The organism is Mycobacterium sp. SMC-19 (genome assembly GCF_045310815.1).
Taxonomy (GTDB): domain Bacteria; phylum Actinomycetota; class Actinomycetes; order Mycobacteriales; family Mycobacteriaceae; genus Mycobacterium.
On the sequence record NZ_JBJIAM010000001.1, the window covers coordinates 534,187 to 553,983 of the forward strand.

19 protein-coding genes are annotated in these 19,797 nt (G+C 68.2%); 10 read left to right on the forward strand and 9 right to left on the reverse strand.

Annotated features, from left to right (window positions below; all coding sequences use genetic code 11):
* Positions 1-33: 33 nt before the first annotated feature.
* Together ACJH5R_RS02580 and ACJH5R_RS02585 are read right to left on the reverse strand one after the other, a co-directional pair.
* Complete coding sequence (locus ACJH5R_RS02580; RefSeq protein ID WP_406756281.1) at positions 34-1,086, reverse strand: ABC transporter ATP-binding protein; 1,053 nt, start codon at positions 1,084-1,086, stop codon at positions 34-36.
* A gap of 95 nt (positions 1,087-1,181) precedes the next feature.
* The gene (locus tag ACJH5R_RS02585; protein WP_406781241.1) at positions 1,182-2,696 is read right to left on the reverse strand and encodes a carotenoid oxygenase family protein; all 1,515 of its coding nucleotides are present in this window, start codon (positions 2,694-2,696) and stop codon (positions 1,182-1,184) included.
* 60 nt (positions 2,697-2,756) lie between these two features.
* Between ACJH5R_RS02585 and ACJH5R_RS02590 the strand changes: the two genes are divergently transcribed.
* On the forward strand, positions 2,757-3,476 hold the full coding sequence (locus tag ACJH5R_RS02590; RefSeq protein ID WP_406756283.1) for a TetR/AcrR family transcriptional regulator: 720 nt from the start codon (positions 2,757-2,759) through the stop codon (positions 3,474-3,476).
* A gap of 51 nt (positions 3,477-3,527) precedes the next feature.
* On the opposite strand, the gene rplL is transcribed toward ACJH5R_RS02590, so the two are convergent.
* From rplL to ACJH5R_RS02605, 3 genes are all read right to left on the reverse strand, one after another.
* On the reverse strand, positions 3,528-3,914 hold the full coding sequence (gene rplL, locus ACJH5R_RS02595; RefSeq protein ID WP_308485633.1) for a 50S ribosomal protein L7/L12: 387 nt from the start codon (positions 3,912-3,914) through the stop codon (positions 3,528-3,530).
* A 53-nt stretch (positions 3,915-3,967) separates the two neighbouring features.
* Positions 3,968-4,594 carry a 50S ribosomal protein L10 gene (gene rplJ, locus ACJH5R_RS02600; protein WP_406781242.1) on the reverse strand — a complete coding sequence of 209 codons (627 nt, stop codon included), beginning with the start codon at positions 4,592-4,594 and terminating at the stop codon, positions 3,968-3,970.
* A gap of 260 nt (positions 4,595-4,854) precedes the next feature.
* Positions 4,855-5,295 (reverse strand): DUF1772 domain-containing protein, encoded by a 441-nt coding sequence (locus tag ACJH5R_RS02605; protein WP_406756285.1) that lies wholly within the window; start codon positions 5,293-5,295, stop codon positions 4,855-4,857.
* Positions 5,296-5,366: 71 nt separating this feature from the next.
* Here ACJH5R_RS02605 and ACJH5R_RS02610 point away from each other — a divergent pair, with 71 nt between their 5' ends.
* Genes ACJH5R_RS02610 through ACJH5R_RS02620 form a run of 3 tightly spaced genes read left to right on the forward strand, consistent with a single transcriptional unit; the run spans position 5,367 to position 7,318 of the window.
* Complete coding sequence (locus ACJH5R_RS02610) at positions 5,367-5,690, forward strand: winged helix-turn-helix transcriptional regulator (RefSeq protein WP_406756286.1); 324 nt, start codon at positions 5,367-5,369, stop codon at positions 5,688-5,690.
* A 45-nt stretch (positions 5,691-5,735) separates the two neighbouring features.
* On the forward strand, positions 5,736-6,824 hold the full coding sequence (locus ACJH5R_RS02615) for a dihydrodipicolinate reductase (RefSeq protein ID WP_406756287.1): 1,089 nt from the start codon (positions 5,736-5,738) through the stop codon (positions 6,822-6,824).
* Complete coding sequence (locus ACJH5R_RS02620) at positions 6,821-7,318, forward strand: carboxymuconolactone decarboxylase family protein (protein ID WP_406756288.1); 498 nt, start codon at positions 6,821-6,823, stop codon at positions 7,316-7,318. The genes ACJH5R_RS02615 and ACJH5R_RS02620 overlap by 4 nt, the downstream gene beginning before the upstream one ends.
* A gap of 6 nt (positions 7,319-7,324) precedes the next feature.
* Here the strand turns inward: ACJH5R_RS02620 and ACJH5R_RS02625 are convergent, their stop codons facing one another.
* Genes ACJH5R_RS02625 through ACJH5R_RS02635 form a run of 3 tightly spaced genes read right to left on the reverse strand, consistent with a single transcriptional unit; the run spans position 7,325 to position 13,377 of the window.
* Positions 7,325-8,239 carry an ROK family protein gene (locus ACJH5R_RS02625; RefSeq protein WP_406756289.1) on the reverse strand — a complete coding sequence of 305 codons (915 nt, stop codon included), beginning with the start codon at positions 8,237-8,239 and terminating at the stop codon, positions 7,325-7,327.
* Positions 8,239-12,408, reverse strand: coding sequence for an NEW3 domain-containing protein (locus ACJH5R_RS02630; protein WP_406781243.1), 4,170 nt, complete (start codon positions 12,406-12,408; stop codon positions 8,239-8,241). Before ACJH5R_RS02630 ends, ACJH5R_RS02625 begins: the two co-directional genes overlap by 1 nt.
* Before the next feature lie 9 nt (positions 12,409-12,417).
* Positions 12,418-13,377 carry a helix-turn-helix transcriptional regulator gene (locus ACJH5R_RS02635; protein ID WP_406781244.1) on the reverse strand — a complete coding sequence of 320 codons (960 nt, stop codon included), beginning with the start codon at positions 13,375-13,377 and terminating at the stop codon, positions 12,418-12,420.
* A gap of 61 nt (positions 13,378-13,438) precedes the next feature.
* Between ACJH5R_RS02635 and ACJH5R_RS02640 the strand changes: the two genes are divergently transcribed.
* The 6 genes from ACJH5R_RS02640 to ACJH5R_RS02665 all read left to right on the forward strand — a co-directional run bounded on the left by ACJH5R_RS02640 (position 13,439) and on the right by ACJH5R_RS02665 (position 18,916).
* A complete protein-coding gene (locus tag ACJH5R_RS02640) occupies positions 13,439-13,963 on the forward strand; it encodes a DinB family protein (RefSeq protein WP_406781245.1) in 525 nt (174 codons plus the stop codon).
* A gap of 4 nt (positions 13,964-13,967) precedes the next feature.
* Positions 13,968-14,570 (forward strand): DinB family protein, encoded by a 603-nt coding sequence (locus tag ACJH5R_RS02645; RefSeq protein ID WP_406781246.1) that lies wholly within the window; start codon positions 13,968-13,970, stop codon positions 14,568-14,570.
* Positions 14,571-14,620: 50 nt separating this feature from the next.
* Positions 14,621-15,979 carry an ABC1 kinase family protein gene (locus ACJH5R_RS02650; protein WP_406756294.1) on the forward strand — a complete coding sequence of 453 codons (1,359 nt, stop codon included), beginning with the start codon at positions 14,621-14,623 and terminating at the stop codon, positions 15,977-15,979.
* 5 nt (positions 15,980-15,984) lie between these two features.
* Entirely contained in the window at positions 15,985-16,890 is a 906-nt protein-coding gene (locus ACJH5R_RS02655) for an alpha/beta fold hydrolase (protein WP_406756570.1), read from the forward strand.
* Positions 16,891-17,005: 115 nt separating this feature from the next.
* Positions 17,006-17,869, forward strand: a complete 864-nt coding sequence (locus tag ACJH5R_RS02660; RefSeq protein WP_406756295.1) for a cyclopropane mycolic acid synthase family methyltransferase — start codon at positions 17,006-17,008, stop codon at positions 17,867-17,869.
* Between the two features lie 156 nt (positions 17,870-18,025).
* Positions 18,026-18,916 (forward strand): cyclopropane mycolic acid synthase family methyltransferase, encoded by an 891-nt coding sequence (locus ACJH5R_RS02665; RefSeq protein ID WP_406756296.1) that lies wholly within the window; start codon positions 18,026-18,028, stop codon positions 18,914-18,916.
* Between the two features lie 63 nt (positions 18,917-18,979).
* On the opposite strand, the gene rplA is transcribed toward ACJH5R_RS02665, so the two are convergent.
* Positions 18,980-19,687 (reverse strand): 50S ribosomal protein L1, encoded by a 708-nt coding sequence (rplA, locus tag ACJH5R_RS02670; protein WP_406756297.1) that lies wholly within the window; start codon positions 19,685-19,687, stop codon positions 18,980-18,982.
* Positions 19,688-19,797 lie beyond the last annotated feature (110 nt).

Sequence of the window (19,797 nt, forward strand, 5' to 3'; positions counted from 1 at the left end):
TCAAGAGCTGACACGGCGCGAGCCTGCACGGATTCAGCCAGGCGGGGTCGGGATCGACGCGGTGGGAGCCTCTTCGTCTGCCGGGAACTCGTGCACGGCGTACTTGTGAGTGCCCTCGAGATCGTCCCGGATGGCCGCCTGCGCGTTGGGCGGCAGGGTGTGCAGGATCTCGCGCACCCGGGCCCTGCGACGTGCCACGCCCATGCGCTCCGGCAAGCCGGGAGTCGCGCTGAGCTGGGGCGGCACGCCCTCGATCTCTTCGACGCCGCCGTCGCTCTGGCCGGCGGCGATCATGGCCTCCTCGGCCGCCGCGGTCGCCTGGTCCTTCTCCTCGGACATGCCGATGGGACCGATGCGCCGGCCGTTGAGGAACTGGCGGACCACCGGCTCCTCGGACGTCAGCAGCACCTCGCGGGGCCCGAACATCACCAACTCCTTGCGGAACAGCATCCCGATGTTGTCCGGCACGGTGCGCGCGATGTTGATGTTGTGCGTAACGATCAAGATGGTGGCGTCGATCTGGGCGTTGATGTCGATCAGCAGCTGGCTCAGGTACGCCGTGCGGACCGGGTCCAGACCGGAGTCCGGCTCGTCGCAGAGGATGATCTTCGGGTCGAGCACCAGGGCGCGGGCCAGACCGGCACGCTTGCGCATACCGCCGGAGATCTCACCCGGGAACTTGTAGCCGTCATTAGGCATACCGACCATCTCGAGCTTCTCCATGACGATGTCACGGATTTGGCTCTCGGACTTCTTGGTGTGCTCACGCAGCGGGAAGGCGGTGTTGTCGTAGATGTTCATCGACCCGAACAGAGCGCCGTCCTGGAACAGCACGCCGAACAGCGTGCGGATCTCGTAGAGCTCCTTGGCCGAACACTGCAGGATGTCGGTGCCGTCGATGACGATCGAACCGCGCTCGGGGCGCAAGAGGCCGATCAGCGACTTCAAGAACACGGACTTGCCGGTACCGGAGGGTCCGAGCAGAACGCTGACCTCTCCCTCGGGAATAGTCATAGTGACGTCTTCCCAGATCCGGGCCGATCCGAAGGACTTGGTAAGCCCCTGTACCTCGATGGCGACACCCATTAGTGAGGTCCTTCCGCAACGTCTGTTCGTGCCACGACTGGCTTGTGGCTTGGGCCACTGTAGCGCACAGGTGCGACCCTTATCGGCGGTCCGCCTCAGTCGGCGGGTGTCCAATTGCCATGGAAGCCCATCGGAACCCGTTGTGGCAGGTGAACGGTGGCTACAGGCTCACAGGTCGCGGCGTCGAGTATGACTAATTGCCCCTCGTTCTGGCCGCGGTGGTGGCCCATTCCCATCAGAATGCCGTCGTCCTCGGCCAAATTCTCGTTCAAGCCCCCCGGGCGCGGCACGAATGACATCTCGCCGAGCACGAGCTGCGGGTCGATCGGAGCGGTGATACTCGAGCCGGTCAGGTAGTCGTGCTTGTACAGCGTGGTCGACATCTGGGCCTGGACGTCGCCGATGAAGCCGCCGTTGATCCCGACGGCGTAACCGAAGCGGTGCTTGGACCCCAGCAGCGCGTCGTTGATCCGGGGAAATTCCTGCGGTCGGTCATCACGAGACTCGGTGCGCACCGCGCCGGTGTCGAGGTTGATGGTCCAGCGGTCCAGCATTGGCGGGGCGTCGCCAGGGCCGCGCCGGTCGACGTCGAAGACCTTCGCGTAGCGCACCACGTCGAGCACCAGCAGTTCGTGCCCGGCCGGCGAGACCTCGGTGTAGGCGTTGAGCGGGTGGAAGACATAACAGGGCTCGACGTCGAACCACCGCACCTTCGGCTCGCCTTCACGCGGCATCACTCCGATGCGCGCCGGATAGTCGGCATTCCACGAGTACGGCAGCCCGCCCGGCGGCCGGCTGTCGCGATTGACCATCGCGGTGATCGGGCTGGGCACCCGAACCCGGCCGACCAGGCTGCTCAACACCATCCGTGCGGGCGCCTTGAGCCAGCGGGGCATGCTCACCGGCAACACCTGCGCCGAGTCGAAGGTGACCGGTAGGTCATAGACCACGACGTACTTCTCGGTCAGGGAGAAGTCGTGCATCATCGGCGAGCCGGTGACTTCGATGTCGACGGTGCGCCGGGCACGCCCGGCGGTGTCGATGACCGAGTACTGCACGGTGTTGCCCCGCGCGAACGAGTACGAGACGGCGTGCAACTCACCGCTGACCGGGTCGCGGTGCGGGTGCGCCGTGTAACCCCCGGCCAGGGTGCCGTCGAAGTCGCAGGTGCCCACCGTGTCGAGTTCCTCGGTGAGCTCATAGTTGGCGACGCCGCCTTCCACCAGCGCGAGCGTCTTGCCGGCATGGCCGAGCACATTGGTGTTGGGGCCGACGGACTGCATGCCGGCCCGCACGTCGATTCGGCCCGGCAGCGGTTCGCCCAGCGCGGCACAGACCGCCGGCGTGCGCACCCAGCGGTTGCGGTACCAGCGGGCCCGGCCATCGCTCAGCGCCACGCCGTGCACCATCGGGTCACCGGTGAACCAGTGATAGCTGGCCGGATCGACCTCGGCGACCGGATTGGGCCCGTTGCGCAGGTAGCGGCCGTCGAGATAGTCCGGGATCTGTCCGGTGACGTGCAGGTCGGTGGCAGTCAGCTCGACCTGCACGGGCCCCATGACGCCCTCGAGATACGGGTTCGCGACGGGGGCTGTCTGGCTGGTCGTCATACCGACTCCTATAACATTGTTATTTCAACGTTATGAGCACCGTACGCTGGCTGTGAAACGATGGCAACCGTGACTTCGCAGCCCGAGCGGACCGTACGCGACGACCTGCTTGCCGCGGCCCTCACCCTGCTCGACCAGCACGGTCCCGACGCCTTGCAGACGCGCAAAGTGGCCGGCACAGCTGGAACTTCAACGATGGCGGTCTACACCCACTTCGGTGGAATGCCGCAGCTGATCGCGGCAATCGCCGAGGAGGGCCTGCGCCAGTTCGATGCGGCCCTGACGATCCCCGCCACCGATGATCCCGTCGCCGACCTCTTGGCCACCGGCATCGTCTACCGCAATTTCGCGATCGAACGGCCGCACCTGTATCGGCTGATGTTCGGCAGCACCAGCGCGCACGGCATCAATGCGCCCGCCCACAACATGCTCACCCTCGGTACCGCCCAGATAGACGTCGAGGTACCCAGCTTCGCGCACCTGGTCCGGGGCGTACACCGATCAATACAAGCGGGGCGGCTCACCGTGGCCCCGAGCGACACGGCCGACACCGCTGACGCCGCCGTGGTGGCGGCCGCCGCGCAGTTCTGGACGGTGATGCACGGCTTCATGATGCTGGAGCTGGCCGGCTTCTTCGGCGACGTCAACGACGGGCTGTCCGCGGCGATACAGGTGTTGAGCCCGATGACGCTCAGCCTCCTGGTTGCCCTCGGCGACACCCCCGAGCGGGCGGCACAGTCGCTGGCCGCGGCGGGCGCCGGGCTCAATACCGCCGAATAGCAGAAGCCCCCGGAACCTCGCGGGTTCCGGGGGCTTGCGCCGTAGTACGAACTACTTGACGGTCACGGTGGCGCCAGCCGCCTCGAGCTTGGCCTTGGCGTCCTCGGCAGCCTCCTTGGCGACCTTCTCCAGCAGCGGCTTGGGAGCGCTGTCGACCAGGTCCTTGGCTTCCTTCAGACCCAGGCCGGACACGACCTCGCGGACGACCTTGATGACGCCGATCTTCTTCTCGCCAGCCGACTCCAGGATGACGTCGAACTCGCTCTGCTCCTCGCCAGCCTCAGCGGCGGGGGCAGCGCCCGCGACGGCGGCCACGGCGACCGGAGCCGCAGCGGTGACGTCGAAGGTCTCCTCGAACTGCTTCACGAACTCCGACAGCTCCAGCAGGGTCATCTCTTTGAAGACGTCGAGCAGCTCTTCGGTGGAAATTTTGGCCATGATTTCGGTCCTTTCTGATTCCGGTTAGGGAAGTTGGGTTGGGTTGTGGCTAGTTATTCGGCGGCTTCGGCCGGAGCCTCGGCGGTCTCCGCCGGAGCTTCGGTCTCGGCCGGGGCCTCGGCCTCCGCGGGAGCCTCGGCCGGGGCCGCGGCAGCAGGTGCCGCCTCGGCAGGCTTCTTCTCCTGCAGCGCGGCCGCCAGGCGAGCCATCTGCGATGCCGGCGCGGCGAACAGTCCGGCAGCCTTGGACAGGTTGGCCTTCATGGCACCGGCCATCTTGGCCAGCAGCACCTCGCGCGACTCCAGGTCGGCGATGCGCTCCACCTCGGCGACGGTCAGCGCGCGACCGTCCATGTAGCCGCCCTTGATGACCAGCGCCTTGTGGTCCTTGGCGAACTTCTTGATGGCCTTGGCGGCATCCACGGGCTCGCCCTGGACGAACGCGATGGCCGTCGGGCCCGTGAAGAGCTCGTCGAGCCCTTCGACTCCGGCCTCGGCCGCGGCCAGTTTGACCAGGGTGTTCTTCGCCACCGCGTAGGTTGCCGCACCGCCGAGCGAACGCCGCAGCTCCGCCAGGTTCGCAACCGTCAGACCGCGGTACTCGGTGATCACGGTGGCGGCCGAGCCGTTGAACTGCTCGACGATCTCCGCGACGGCGGCGGTCTTGTCAGCCCGCGCCATGCATACCTCCTCGGTGTCGCTGTTGTTGTCTCAAAAGTTTGTTCCACCCGGGAAATAACGAACGCCCCGACGCAGGATGCGGTCGGGGCGTCACAATGTGTGCCGGCGATGCCGGTGCCTCGTCCTCCTGCGTGGGCCGCCGGGATGTTCCCGGACCTTCAACCGATTGCTCGGTGACCGACGGTCTGTGGTGGATCGCCACACACCATAGCGTGACGAGGGCCGATCGACCAAAACGGCGTCCGCCGACCCAGCCGGACCTAGGCCTGCACCACGCCGATCGCCAGCAGCACGAAGATCACCGCCAGCATCGCCACGCGCAACCAGTGCAGCCGATCCCAGCGCGCGGCAAGCACTCGGGACACCTCGTCGGGGGCACGCCAGGCCGCGATCTTGTTGTTGATCGGCACCAGCACCGCCACCGACAGGATCACGACGGCCACCATCAAGATCGCGCCGGCACCGATGAGCCAACGCTGCGAGCCCGCGACGGCGGCGACCCCCAGCAGCAGCGCGAACGAAGCCAGGTACCAGAACGGCATCACCTTCCCCAGCAGCCCGGCTCCGTCACCGCGCGCGACCCAGAAGGCGTCGTCGGGCAGGCGTCCGAGGATTGGGCGCAAAAACGCCGCCACCGCGAACTCCGAACCCAACAGGGTTCCGACCACTACCAGCGCGAGAATCTCCACAATCTGCTTCACAACAACCGACTGTGATGGCTATGCTGACAAAAAACAAGGTACTGACAAATTAGTCAGCATAAGGAGCGCTGGTGGCGGCATCGAAGACACTGATCAGCGACTGCCCGATCGACGCCGCACTGTCGGTGATCAATGGCCGTTGGAAGGGCACCATCCTGTGGCGCCTGGCCGACGGGCCGATGCGCACCGCCGAGCTACGCCGCAGCATCCCGGGGATCACCGAGCGAATGCTCATCCGTCATCTGCACGAGCTCGTCGCCGACGGCGTCATCGACCGCCATGACGCCGGCACCGTGCCGCCGTGTGTGCACTATTCGGTCTCCGAGTACGGGATGACGCTGGCCCCGGTGCTGGCCCAGCTCTGCGATTGGGGACGGATCCACCTTTCGCGTTGACTCGGGGCCCCCAGTGGCCAACCAATCGCTTGCTAGGCTCCTGTGATGAGCGACACCATTCCCACCCTCGTCTGGGGCACCGGGAACGTCGGACGGCTGGCCATCCGCGCCGTCGACGCCCACCCGGCACTCGAACTCGCGCACGTCATCGTTCATGACCCGGCCAAGGTCGGCCGCGATGCGGGTGACCTGGGCGGGCTCGGCCGCACGCTCGGGGTCGCTGCCACCGATGACGTCGAAGCCGCCCTCGCCGCAGGTCCCCGCGCGGTGGTCTACGCCGCCTCCGGCGACATCCGCCCCGACGACGCCCTCGCCGACGTCTGCCGCGCGATCCGCGCCGGCGCCGCCGTGGTCACGCCGTCGCTCTATGCCCTGTACGACCACCGCAGCGCCCCGCCCGAAATTCGCGAACCGGTCGAGAAGGCCATCGCCGACGGCGGCGGATCGTTGTTCGTGTCTGGCATCGACCCCGGCTGGGGCAACGACATCCTGCCGCTGCTCGTCAGCGGGCTCGCCGCCCGTGTCGACGGGATCCGCTGCCAGGAGATCTTCGACTACACGACCTACGACCAGCCGGATTCCGTCCGCCACCTCGTCGGTATGGGGCACCCGCTCGAGTACGACCCGCCGATGCTGATGGCGACCGTCCCGTCGATGGTGTGGGGCGGCCAGGTCCGGCTGATCGCTCGGGCGCTGGGTATCGAACTGGACGACATCCGCGAGCACGTCGAACGCCGCGCCCTCGACCGCACCGTGACGACCGCCGCGATGGGCGACTTCGAGGCGGGCACCCAGGGCGCCGTGCGGTTCGAGGTCCAGGGCATCGTCGACGGCGAGGCCCGCATCGTCATCGAACACGTCACCCGGATCGACCCGTCCTGCGCGCCCGACTGGCCGCAGCCGCCGGACGGCGACGACGGCGCCCACCGCGTCATCATCGAAGGAAGCCCCCGGGTAGAGGTGACCGTCGAAGCCACCGAAAACGGCAACCGCTCCGAGGGCGGCAACGCCACCGCGGTCGGCCGCATCGTCGGCGCCCTCGACTGGCTCGTCGCCGCCGGTCCCGGCCTGTACGACGCCCTCGACGTCCCGCTGCGCTGGATCCCCGGCCGAACCTTCGGAGGTACGAAGTGAACATCGACATCCCCGAGGGCCAGGACGCCATCGAGTACGTCTGGGGCAGCCTGGTGCCCGGGATCGGCCCGGCGGCGGCGAACTTCTCCCTGGCTGTCTACGCCCACTCGACGCTGGGCCTGCGCGAGTTCGAGGCCGCGCGACTGCGCATTGCCCAATTGAACGGCTGCCTGTTCTGCCAGGACTGGAGAACCGAACGCGACGGCGTCAAGGTGGAAGAAGAGTTCGCCGAAGCAGTAGAACAGTGGCGCACAACAGACCGCCTGGACGACAGGGCACGCCTGGCCGCGGAATACGCGGAACGCTACGTCCTGGACCATCACGGCTTGGACGACGAGTTCTGGACCCGCTTCGCGGGCCACTACGACCAGCGTGAGGCCGTGGAACTGACGATGTCCCTGGGCTCCTGGCTGGCCTTTGGCCGGTTGAACAGGGTCTTCGGCCTGGACGCGATCTGCTCCCTGCCCAGCCACGCGATGACGCAGACCCCCTAAGCAGCGTCAAGGCAAGGTGGCCAGCACGGCCGCCCCCACCAACCCGGCGTCGCCGCCGAGTTCGGCGGGCACCACCTGCAGGCCGACCACGAAGTCCAACCCGGCACGCTGCGCCAGCGCGGCCCGCAGCGGGTCGAACAACAAGGCACCGGAGCGGGCGACTCCCCCGCCGATCACCACCAGATCCAGGTCGCACACCGCGGCCACCGAGGTGATCATCACCGCCAGCGCGTCGGTGCCGCGCCGAAAAGCCCGCAGCGCCACCGGGTCACCGGCGTCGGCGGCCGCGGCGAGCGTCTTGGCATCTGCCCCGGGAGCTTCCGGCGCCCAGCCGTTGGCCAGCGCCCAGCGCACCATCGACGGCCCGGAGGCGATGGTCTCCACGCAGCCGCGGCCACCGCAGCGGCACCGCTCCCCATTGGGATCGACGACGACGTGCCCGACGTGGCCCGCGTTGCCGGTTCTGCCATGAACCGGTGCGCCGTCGAGCACCAGACCCCCGCCCACCCCGGTCGAGACCACCATGCCCAGCATGGAGCGGGTGCCGCGCCCGGCGCCGTGCCGATGTTCGCCCAGCGCCATGCAGACGCCGTCGCCGCCCAACCGGACCGCTACCCCGGGCACCGCGGCAGCCACCCGGTCCCGCAGCGCGAACCCACGCCAGCCCGCGATGTTGACCGGGCTGACCGTTCCGGCGTTGACATCGATGGGTCCGGCCGAGCCGATCCCGACGGCGTCCACCCGCCCACCGGCCCGTTCCAGGGCGTTCTCGATCAGCTCGGCAACCACCGCCCACACCACCTCGGTGCCCTGGTCCGCTCGGGTGGGCAGGGTGGCGGTGTAGGACAGGGCCCCGTCGGGGTCGACCAGGCCGACGGCGATCTTGGTGCCGCCGACGTCCAGTGCCAGGACCGGGGCCATCAGTCGACACCCACCGTGACGGGCGCCCGCACCGCCAGTCGCGCCGCGGTCGAATAGGCCAGCGCACCCGCCCCACCGACCCGGACCAGCGCCCACCAGGTGCCCGGCCCAGCCCATACGGGCGGGGCGATGTCGAAGGTCACCGCCACCTGACCACCGGCCGGCACCACCGCACCCAGCGCCGGTGGGCCGGCCCATTCCCAGCTACCCCAGGGGCTGATCAGGTGCGCCTCGACCGCCAAGTCGGCATGCGCGTCGGTGCCGACCGTGACCGTCAGCCGAGCAGAGCGGCCGGCAGTGACTTCAACGTCGGGCGGATCGTCCACGTACAGCAGCCGGTCAAGACCCGGATCGCCGACGCGGACCACCGCCACGTCTTCGACCTGCTGGAGCCAGGCCCGCGGCACGTCACCGGACAGGCCGAGTCGAGCGCGCAGCGGATAGAGCCCCGGGGCGGCGTCCCCTGGAACCGTCACCGCCACCGGGACACGCATGTGGTCCCCGGCCGCCAGCCGCACCGGTTGTTCGGTCGGTGTGACCACCCAGCCCGGCGGGCACCGCCACGTCACCGCACCGGACAGGGCGGCGTCGATGCAGTCACTGGCCACGGTCAGCTCCAGTTTCAGCAGTGCGCCCGGATCCGCGTCGACCCGGTGCGGATGCAGAGCCGGGGTCACCGGCAGACCGCCCAGTGGCGCCGGGCCGCGGTTGTGCAGCCAATAGCGGGCGTAGAGCGGTTGGGCTGCCTCGGATTCGGGTGCCATGGGACGGCCGGTGCCCAGGTTTTCACTATCGAGGCGCGCGGTGACGGTGGCGATCTCGTAGCCGTGCAGCCGGTCCGGGGCCGGATGTTCGCGGGGCTGTTCCAGCAGGTCGGCGCGGCCCAGCACGGTCACCGGCCCCAGGTCGCTGCGCAGCGTGACGGCGGCGTCGGCGCCGCGGGTCTCGACCAACCGCAGCGCGACGGTGTTCGGGTCGACCGGCTGCGCGCTGCCGCGCGCCATCGGGTTGCCCGCCGCTTTGAGCGCCCCCAGGCCGACCCCCTCGGCCGGGTCAAGACGCAGCAGCGAACCACTCGCGGGCAACGGCCCGCCGGCCCCGGCGACCGGAACGGCCAGCAAGGGATCGCCGAATGCGGCGCTGCGCTCAGGAATCGCCGCCTGGCGCCAATCGCCGTCGCCGGTCACCAGTGCGTAGTCGAACGTGTGCGTCCAATGCTGCAGTTGATACGCGCTGCCGTCGGGCGCCGTACGGCGCGGGTCGTCTTCCCAGGCCGCCGACGGCCAGCTGGTGCACGAACGCAGCAGCGCGGTGTGCAACGTGCCAGCGGAGTCCACCGCGAAACTGGGCACGCCGCGGTTGATCAGGGCGACGGTGCGCGCCTCGAAAGGCTCCATCTCCGCGCGGGCGTCCTGGTCCACCGCGATCTCGGCGTCGGCCAGGTCGTCGGCCACCCGGGCGATCTCGGCCACCAAACTGTCGTCGTCGCGGCCGGCGATCACCAGCACCGGCAGGTCGCGGGGGCCGGTGAGGTCCGCCCCGGGAACCCAGACCTGCGCGAGGGGTTTGGCCGCCGGCACCCACACCCGGGCCCGGCCGTGGCGCTCGAGCTGGCGGTGCAGCTCGTCGGTGTAGGCCGGATCGGCGGCGGCCAGCACCGCGCGGGTGAAGGCGTTGCACTCCGGCCCACCCAGCGCGATGCGGGTGTCGGGCAGGTTGGAGTCGACGTCGAGGTTGCCATAGCGGGGCCCGTCGGCCGCCGAACTGGTGGCGGTGACACCGGCGCGCACCAGCGCGACCATCAGCTCCCGCGCCGGCGTGCCATCGGTAATCACTTCGGCCACCGCGACCGCCCGGCTGCCGTCGCCGACACTGATCCGGGCCGTCGCGGACAGACCGAACCAGCGGTTGGCGGGGGTATCGAGGGTCCGCGGGTGCTGCGCGGCGTCCACCGAGCGACCGCTGGGCTCATGCAGCAGGCCGAAACCGCGGCCGATGACGGCGTCGGCCACCTCGGCGACCGGCATGGCACCGGGCACCGGGCAGGGCCAGCGCAGCCGCAACAGATGATCGGCGCCGGTGAACTCCTCAATGGTGGTGGAGCAATCCACCCGATCCATGCCGTGCCACAGGGTCAGGGTCTGGGTGTAGGTCAGCACGTTGCGGATCCGCCCGGACACCACCAGCCGCTCCCCCAGCGGCCCGCGGTAGGCCTGGACGGTGACGTCGCGGGCGACCGCGGAGGTGAACAGGTTCCCGCTGGGCACCAGGTGCCAGGGACCTTCCCCGGACTGCGGGTGCCGCGGGTATTCGTCGTAGACGGCGAGCTGGTTGCCCAGGCCGCCGTCGATGATCATTTCGCGCCCCTGGTGCTGCCACGAGGTGATGCCGCCGCCGCGGTCCGGGTCCGCGATCAGCTGGTGGTACTCGTTGCTGATCCCTGCGCCGGCCACCGGTTGCCAGCCGTGGGCGTCGCCGGTGGGCCTGAGCCGGTAGGCCTGCCAGCCCAGCGACGGCACGTGCGCCAGCCAGCTGACGGTGCTGCCGCCATCCTCAACGTGGGCCGGGCATTCGGTGCCGTCAGGGGCAACCACGCGTACCCCGGCCGACAGCGGTGTTTTCAGGTGCACCGTGACGAGGTCGGTGCGGTCGGCGGCCACCGGGTTCCACACCACGGCACCGGCACCGCCACCGTCACCGGAATCGACCAAGCCCGACAGCACCGCCAGTGCGTTGTCGCGAGCGTCGGTGCCCAGCTGCCAGGCGTCGCGCCAGCCGGTCAGCAGGTCCAGGTAGACCTGGTCGGCCTCCGACCCGGTGATGGCGTCATGGTGGGCGCCGTAGGAAAGTTGCGCCCAGGCCTTGGCCAGTGCCGCCTCCGGGTAGTCCGCCCCGGTCAGCGCCGCGGCGAACACCGCAAAGCGCTCCGCACCCAGGACCGCCTGCTCGGCGGCCCGGTTGGCCTGCTTGGTGTCGATATAGGAGACGTGGCAACCGGTGTAGATCGGGTTCATGTCGCGGGTCTGCGGGGACGGGTCCGCGCCGCGTTGCTCCAGTTCGGCGCGCACCGCGGCGAAGAACTCGCTCGGCAGGGCGCAGACGAACTTCGGCCAGGTGTAGCGGGCGTTCCAGGCCCGGTGGATGTCGGTGATCCAGCGGTTCGGCGGGGTGAAGTCGGTGCCCACCGGCAGCAGAACGTTGCGGGTGGCAGCGACCTTCTTCATCTCGGTGAACAACCGATAGACGTCGTCCTCGGCGGCGGCCAAGGTCGCACACGAATCCATCCACCACCCGGCCGCATAGTGCGCCGGCATGTAGTGGGTCAGCAGGCCACGCCCGGACGGCGCGATCCATTCGAACTCGGATGCGAACTGCATCCGGCGCGGGTCGCCCCGATCGGCCATCGGGCCCCACTGGTGAAACGGCCCGCGCGCCCAGGCGCTGGCGGACAGGCCGGCGTCGGCGACCAGCCCGGGGAACTGCGGATCGTGGCCGAACACGTCGAGCTGCCAGGCCGTCGCCGGTTCGGCGCCCATGATGTCGCGCTGAAAGCCCATCCCGGCCACCAGATTGCGGATCGTGGTCTCGGCGTCGGTGAGGTTGGTCGACGGCTCGTTGTAGGTGCCGCCCATCACCTCGACCCGGCCCTGCTCCATCAGCCGGCGCAGCTCGGCGCGGTCCTGCGGGTGGGTGTCCCAGTACGGCTTGAGGTAATCGACCTCGGCCAGAACGAACTTGTACTCGGGGTTGTCCCGCGCCCAGTCCAGGTGGCCACGCACCAGGTTGAAGCCGTTGGTCTGCCGGCACGCGCCGAGCGGGCTCTCGGTCCACACGCTGGTGTAGTTGGCCTGGGTGTTCCACCACACCGGGTCGTAGTGGAAGTGGCCGACCATGAACATCGTCCAGCCGGGCTCCGCCACGGTGAACGTGAAACGGCTGTCATTGACCTGGGCGGACCGCTGTTGTCCCGGCACCGGATCGTCGACGGTCACCGGCACCTCGATGACACCGCTTCCGGGCTCGGCGACGGCCTCGCCGAACAGGCCGTCGCCGACGATACGAACCGCTGTCGCCACGTCGGCGTCGCGGTAGTCCACCCGGACCAGTTGCGCGGGCCCGTTGGCCGGCCCGACGAACTTCTCGGTCGATTCGACCTCGAGGATCCGCATGCCACAAACCTACGGATGCCCGGCCGCCGCGCGGAGCCTTTCGGCCACCGTGCGCGCCGCTGCCATCACCTCCGGCGGCTCCAGGATTTCGAACGCAGCACCCACCATCGCGAAGTACAACACCATCCGCTCCGGATCGTCGGCCCCCGCGGTGACGATGCACGCGTGGTCACCGTCGGGCTCGATCGTCACCGCCGTCGGCGAGAAATGCTGCGCAACGATGTCCTTGGCGGCGTAGTAGCGCACCCTCGCGACGTGCCGATAGGGCGAGGCGGTGATCGCCTGCTGCACATAGCCGGCGGCATCCGGTGCTGGCCGCGGTACGAACGTCGTGCCCAGCGCCTGCACCGCGGCCATCCGGTCCAGCCGCAGACTGCGCCAGTCGTTGCGGTCCCGGTCGTAGGCCAGCAGATACCAGCGGCGGCCGGTGGTCACCAGCTGATAGGGCTCGAGTCGGCGCTGGGTTCGTGCCCCGGCGCGGTCGGTGTAGCCGGCGGCGACATGCTCGTGGTCGCGGCAGGCCCGGGCCAGCGACATCAGAACGTCGGGATCCACCGACTCCGCCCCGGCGTCGGGTGTCAACGTCACCGTCGCCTGGCGCACCGCGGCGACCTGCGAGCGCAGCCTCGCCGGCATCACCTGGTGCAACTTGCTCATCGCGCGCAGTGCGGCCTCGGCCACCCCGGACACGCTGCCCCCGGCGGCCAACCGCAGGCAGACGGCCACCGCCACCGCCTCGTCGGGGTCGAGCAACAGCGGAGGCAGCGCGGTCCCGGCGCCGAGCTGATAGCCGCCGCCACGGCCCTTGCTGGCCTGTACCGGATAACCCAGCTCCCGCAGCCGCTCGACGTCACGACGCACGCTGCGGGTGGTCACCGCCAGCCGCTCGGCCAGCTCCTGCCCGGTCCAGACCCGGCGGGCCTCCAGCAGCCCGAGTAGCCGCAGCACCCGACTCGTCGTCTCCGACACGCCCACCAGTCTGCCGAAGATTTAGGACAGAACTGTCCTATTTACGTGGAACGCTCAAAGCATGCCGGACCCGACCACCTACCTGGCCAACCAGCTCGACTGGCACTGGCAAAACCTGCTGCGCCCACGGCTGGCCGGCCTTACCGACGACGAGTACCTGTGGGAACCAGTGCCGGACTGCTGGACCGTGCGCCCGGGCGGTATCGACTTCGCGTTTCCGGCTCCTGAGCCGGCGCCGTTCACCACCATCGCCTGGCGAATGGCGCACGTCATCGTCGGTGTGTTCGCCATGCGCAACCACCACCACTTCGGCGGGCCGCCGGCCGACTACCAGAGCTGGCCCTACGCACGCGACGCCGCCACGGCGCTGCGCCAACTCGACGACGCGTATGCGGGCTGGATCGCCGGGGTGCGTGGCCTCGACGAGGTTGCCTTGGGTCGGCCCATCGGAGCGGCGGAGGGGCCGTGGGCCGACCACACCATGGCGGAGCTGGTCTTGCACATCAACCGTGAAGCCATCCATCACGGAGCCGAAATCGCATGCCTGCGCGATCTGTACGCGCACCGACCCGATCGAAAGGACTGAAACCATGCCCGGACTTGCCCCACCGGTGACCGATGAACGCCACGCGCTGCGCGAATTCGTCACCTACCACCAGGGCGCCTACTTCGCGGTGGCCTACGGCCTGACCGACGAGCAGGCTCGCGCCACCCCGACGGCCAGCGCCCTGTCGATCGGCGCTTTGATCAAGCACGCCACCGGGATGCAGCACGCCTGGATGTCCCGCGTCGCCACCGCACCGGCCGCCCCGCCCGCGGACAGCCGGCCGCGCGAGGAGAAGGAACGCGAGTATCAGGACCAGTACGTGCTGCGCCAGGACGAAACCCTGGCCGGGGCGCTGGAGGCGTTCGCAACCCAGAACGCCGAAACGCTACGCCTGTTGGAGTGCACCGACCTCGACGCCGCGGTGCCGGTACCGCGCGACGCACCGTGGTTCCCCACCGACGTCGACGCGTGGACCGTGCGCTGGGTGTTCCATCACCTGATCAACGAGCTCGCCCGCCATGCCGGGCACGCCGACATCATCCGGGAGAGCATCGACGGCGCCACCATGTACGAACTGATCGCCGGGGTCGAGGGTTGGGAGCCGACCGCATGGCTGACCCCCTGGCGACCGGGCGCCACGGCCTAGGGCGGTGCGCTGGCGGAGAACTTCCTTCGCCGATTTGGCAGACTGCAGCAATGAGTTCGACCCCACCCCGACAGGTGGCCCAGCTGGATCGGGTGCCGCTGCCGGTTGAGGCGGCCCGCATCGGTGCCACGGGCTGGCAGCTCATCCGCGCCGTCACCCGGGTTTTCACCCGGTTGCTCCGGCCGGGGCCGGTCCAGCAGAAGGTGATCCGCGAGCTGCCCCAGACGTTCGCCGACCTGGGCCCCACCTACGTCAAGTTCGGCCAGATCATCGCCTCGAGCCCCGGCGCGTTCGGCGAGCCGCTGTCCCGGGAGTTCCGTGGACTGCTCGACTCCGTCCCGCCGGCCGACTCGGACGCGGTGCACAAACTGTTCGTCGAGGAACTGGGCGCCGCACCGCAGGAGTTGTTCGCGAAGTTCGACGAGACCCCGATCGCATCGGCCTCCATCGCCCAGGTGCATTTCGCCACGCTGCACAGCGGCGAGGAGGTGGTGGTCAAGATCCAGCGGCCGGGCATCCGCCGACGGGTCGCGGCCGACCTGCAGATCCTCAAACGCTTCGCCCAGGTTGTCGAGCTGGCCAAACTCGGCCGGCGACTGTCGGCCGGCGACGTGGTCGCCGACTTCGCCGACAACCTCGCCGAGGAGCTGGACTTCCGCATCGAGGGCCAGTCGATGCAGACCTGGGTGTCGCACCTGCATGCCTCCCCACTGGGCCGCAACATCAAGGTGCCCGACGTGCACTGGGACTTCACCAGCGAACGGGTGCTGACGATGGAGCGGGTGTCGGGCATTCGCATCGATGACGCCCCCGCCATCCGCAAGGCCGGCTTCGACGGCGTGGAGCTGGTCAAGGCGCTGCTGTTCTCCACCTTCGAGGGTGGTCTGCGGCATGGCTTGTTCCACGGCGACCTGCACGCCGGCAACCTGCTGGTGGATGACGAGGGCCGGGTGGTGTTCCTGGACTTCGGCATCATGGGCCGGATCGATCCGCGCACCCGTTGGCTGTTGCGCGAGCTGGTGTACGCACTGCTGGTCAAGAAGGACCACGCCGCGGCCGGCAAGATCGTGGTGCTGATGGGTGCGGTGGGCACCGTCAAGCCCGAGGGCCAGGCCGCCAAGGACCTGGAGGCATTCGCCACCCCGCTGACCATGAAGTCGCTGGGCGACATGTCCTATGCCGACATCGGCAAGCAGCTCGGGGCGCTGGCCGATGCCTACGACGTCAAGCTGCCCCGCGAGCTGGTCCTGATCGGCAAGCAATTCCTCTATGTGGAGCGCTACATGAAACTGCTGGCTCCGCGCTGGCAGATGATGTCCGACCCGCAGCTGACCGGCTATTTCGCCAACTTCATGGTCGACGTCAGCCGCGAGCACAAAGACACCGACGACAACAACCCGGGAGTATGACCGTGGTGGAGATGCGCAGCGGTACCGCCCGCTCGGGGGATCTGGACATCTACTACGAGGACATGGGAAACCCCGAGGACCCGCCGGTGCTGCTGGTGATGGGCCTGGGCGCCCAGTTGCTGCTGTGGCGCACCGGGTTCTGCGAGAAGCTGGTCGCGCACGGTTTGCGGGTGATCCGCTACGACAACCGCGACGTCGGCCTGTCCAGCAAGCTGGGCCGCAGTCATGCCCGCGGCGCGCTGGTCCCCCGGATGGCGCGGTTCTGGCTGGGCAAGCCCAGCCCGGCCGTCTACACCCTTGAGGACATGGCCGACGACGCAGCCGCCCTGTTGGATCACCTGGACATCGAGCAGGCGCACGTGGTCGGCGCCTCGATGGGCGGCATGATCGCGCAGGTGTTCGCGGCGCGGTTCGCGGCCCGGACCCGGTCCTTGGCCGTCATCTTCTCCAGCAACAACCGACGCTTCCTGCCCCCGCCGGCACCGCGGGCCCTGATGGCGCTGCTGACCGGGCCGTCACCGGACTCCCCCCGCGACGTGATCATCGACAACGCGGTGCGGGCCAGCCGGATCATCGGCAGCCCCGGCTACCCGACACCGGAAGACCGGCTGCGGGCCAACATCATCGAGGCCTACGAACGCAGTTACTACCCATGGGGCATCGCCCGGCAGTTCGGCGCCATCTTGGCCAGCGGCAGCCTGGCAGCCTATGACCGGCTGATCACCGCGCCGACCGTGGTCATCCACGGCCTGGCCGACAAGCTGATGCGCCCGTCGGGGGGACGGGCGGTTGCCGACGCCATCGATCGCGCCCGGCTGGTGCTGTTCGAGGGCATGGGCCACGATTTGCCTGAGGAATTGTGGGATCCGGTGATCAGCGAGCTGACCACGACGTTTGCTACCGCTAAGTAGCTTGTCGGCGACTCCGCGGTGGCCTAAACCACACCGAGGTGCTCATAACAGACGGACAACGGTAGTCTGTGCACACCCTCCCCTCATTTATACAAGATCGCGAGCGAACTGAGCCATGCCGAAATTGGAACCGAAGTACGAAGAACTGCAGTCGATCTACGACATCTCCAACGAGTTCTACGAGCTGTTCCTGGGTCCGACGATGGGCTACACCTGCGGGTTCTACCCGGACAAGGACACCACCTGCGACGAGGCACAGATCGCAAAGTTCGACTTGGCCCTGGGCAAGCTGGGCCTGGAGCCCGGCATGACGCTGCTCGACATCGGCTGCGGTTGGGGGGCCTGCATGCAGCACGCGGTGGAGAACTACGACGTCAACGTCATCGGACTCACCCTCAGTGGCGAGCAGCGCGAGTACGCGATCGAGAAGCTGTCCAAGGTGGACACCAACCGCAGCATCGAGGTGCGACTGCAGGGCTGGGAGGAGTTCACCGACAAGGTGGACCGGATCGTGTCGATCGGCGCGTTCGAGCACTTCGGCCGCGACCGCTGGCCGGCCTTCTTCGACATCACCTACAACGCGCTGCCCGACGACGGCCGGATGCTGCTGCACACCATCACCGCGATCAGCGGGCAGGACGAGGCGCAGGCCAAGGGCATTCCGATGACGATGTCGCTGGCCAAGTTCACCCTGTTCATCATGAGGGAGATCTTCCCCGGCGGGCAGCTTCCGTCGGCGTGGTTGCCCCGCAAGTACGCCGCGGACGCCGGTTTCTCCGTGACGCGGGACGACGAGATCGGCCCGCACTACGCACGCACGCTTGAGGACTGGGCGGCGATGTTGCTGGCCAACAAGGAGCGGGCGATCGAGGTGCAGGGCCAGGAGGCCTACGACCGTTTCGACAAGTACCTCAACGGCTGCGTGGAGCTGTTCCGCAACGGCAACACCAGCGTCCACCAGTACACGCTGCAGAAGTAGCAGCGACCGGCCTGCCGCGGGTTCCGGCTTGGCTACATGTCTCGTCAACCGTTTCACCCCCGACCCGCTAAGCTGCAACAGTTGAACGGCACGGACAACAAGGCGGTTGTCACGTCCGCTCACAGCGGGTTTCATCAGGAAGGCAACCAGTCACAGATGGTGGACAAATCGACCCGGACTGCAGATATGCGTCCGAAATTCGAGAACATCCAGGCCCACTACGACCTGTCCGATGACTTCTTCGCGCTGTTCCAGGACCCGACTCGGATGTACAGCTGTGCGTACTTCGAGCCGCCGGACGCCACCTTGGAAGAAGCCCAAATCGCCAAGCTCGACCTGAACCTGGACAAGCTGGACCTGCGCCCGGGGATGACGCTGCTGGACATCGGTTGCGGCTGGGGTGCGACCATGAAGCGCGCCGTCGAGAAGTACGACGTCAACGTCATCGGCCTGACCCTGTCGAAGAACCAGCACGCCTACTCGCAGAGCCTGCTGGACGCCATCGACACCGACCGGTCACGGCGGGTCCTGCTGCAGGGCTGGGAACAGTTCCACGAGCCGGTGGACCGGATCGTCTCGATCGAGGCGTTCGAGCACTTCGGTTTCGAGAACTACGACAACTTCTTCAAGAACAGCTACGACATCATGCCGGCTGACGGCCGGATGACGATCCAGAGCAGCGTGAGCTTCCACCCCTATGAACTCAACGCGCGCGGCAAGAAGCTGACGTTCGAGACCGCGCGGTTCATCAAATTCATCCTCACCGAGATCTTCCCGGGCGGCCGGCTGCCCACCACCAACATGATGGTGGAGCACGGCGAGAAGGCCGGTTTCACTGTGCCCGAGGCGCTTTCGTTGCGGCCGCACTACATCAAGACGCTCAGGATCTGGGGCGACGCACTTGAGGCCCACCACGCCGACGCTGTCGCGATCCAGTCCGAAGAGGTCTACGAGCGCTACATGAAGTACCTGCGCGGCTGCGAGTACTACTTCACCGACGAGGCGCTGGACGTCAGCCTGGTCAGCTACGCCAAGCAGGCTGACTAGACCCCACCGTCACAGCGAAAAGCCCCCGTCACGCGCTAGCGTGCGGGGGCTTTTCGGTATGTCTTATTCGGCCGCGAAGTTGCGGGTGACGGCCGGGTCCACCGGAATGCCGGGGCCGGTGGTCGTCGAGATGGTGACCTTCTTGAGGTAGCGCCCCTTGGACGACGACGGCTTGAGCCGCAGCACCTCGTCGAGGGCGGCGCCGTAGTTCTCCGCCAGCTTGGCCTCTTCGAACGACGCCTTGCCGATCACGAAGTGCAGGTTGGCCTGCTTGTCGACACGGAAGTTGATCTTGCCGCCCTTGATGTCGGCGACGGCCTTGGCCACATCCGGGGTGACGGTGCCGGTCTTGGGGTTGGGCATCAGGCCACGCGGGCCCAGCACGCGGGCGATGCGGCCCACCTTGGCCATCTGGTCCGGGGTGGCGATCGCGGCGTCGAAGTCGAGGAACCCGCCCTGAATCTTCTCGATCAGGTCGTCGCTACCGACCACGTCGGCGCCGGCGGCGATGGCCTGCTCGGCCTTCTCGCCGACCGCGAACACCGCCACGCGGGCGGTCTTACCGGTGCCGTGCGGCAGGTTGACGGTGCCGCGGACCATCTGGTCGGCCTTACGCGGGTCGACACCGAGGCGGATGGCCACCTCGACGGTGGCGTCCTGCTTGGTCGACGACGTCTCCTTGGCCAGCTTGGCGGCGGCCAGCGGGGTGTAGAGGTTGTCGCGGTCCACCTTCTCGGCGGCAGCGCGGTAGGCCTTGCTGGTCTTGCTCATGGTTTATCCAATCTCAGATGGTTGGTCGTGGTGAAAGTCGGGCCGAAGCTGGCCCTCCCACGCTTTCGTTGCGTTGAGTCTGCGTTCACGGCGGTGCTTACTCGCACTTT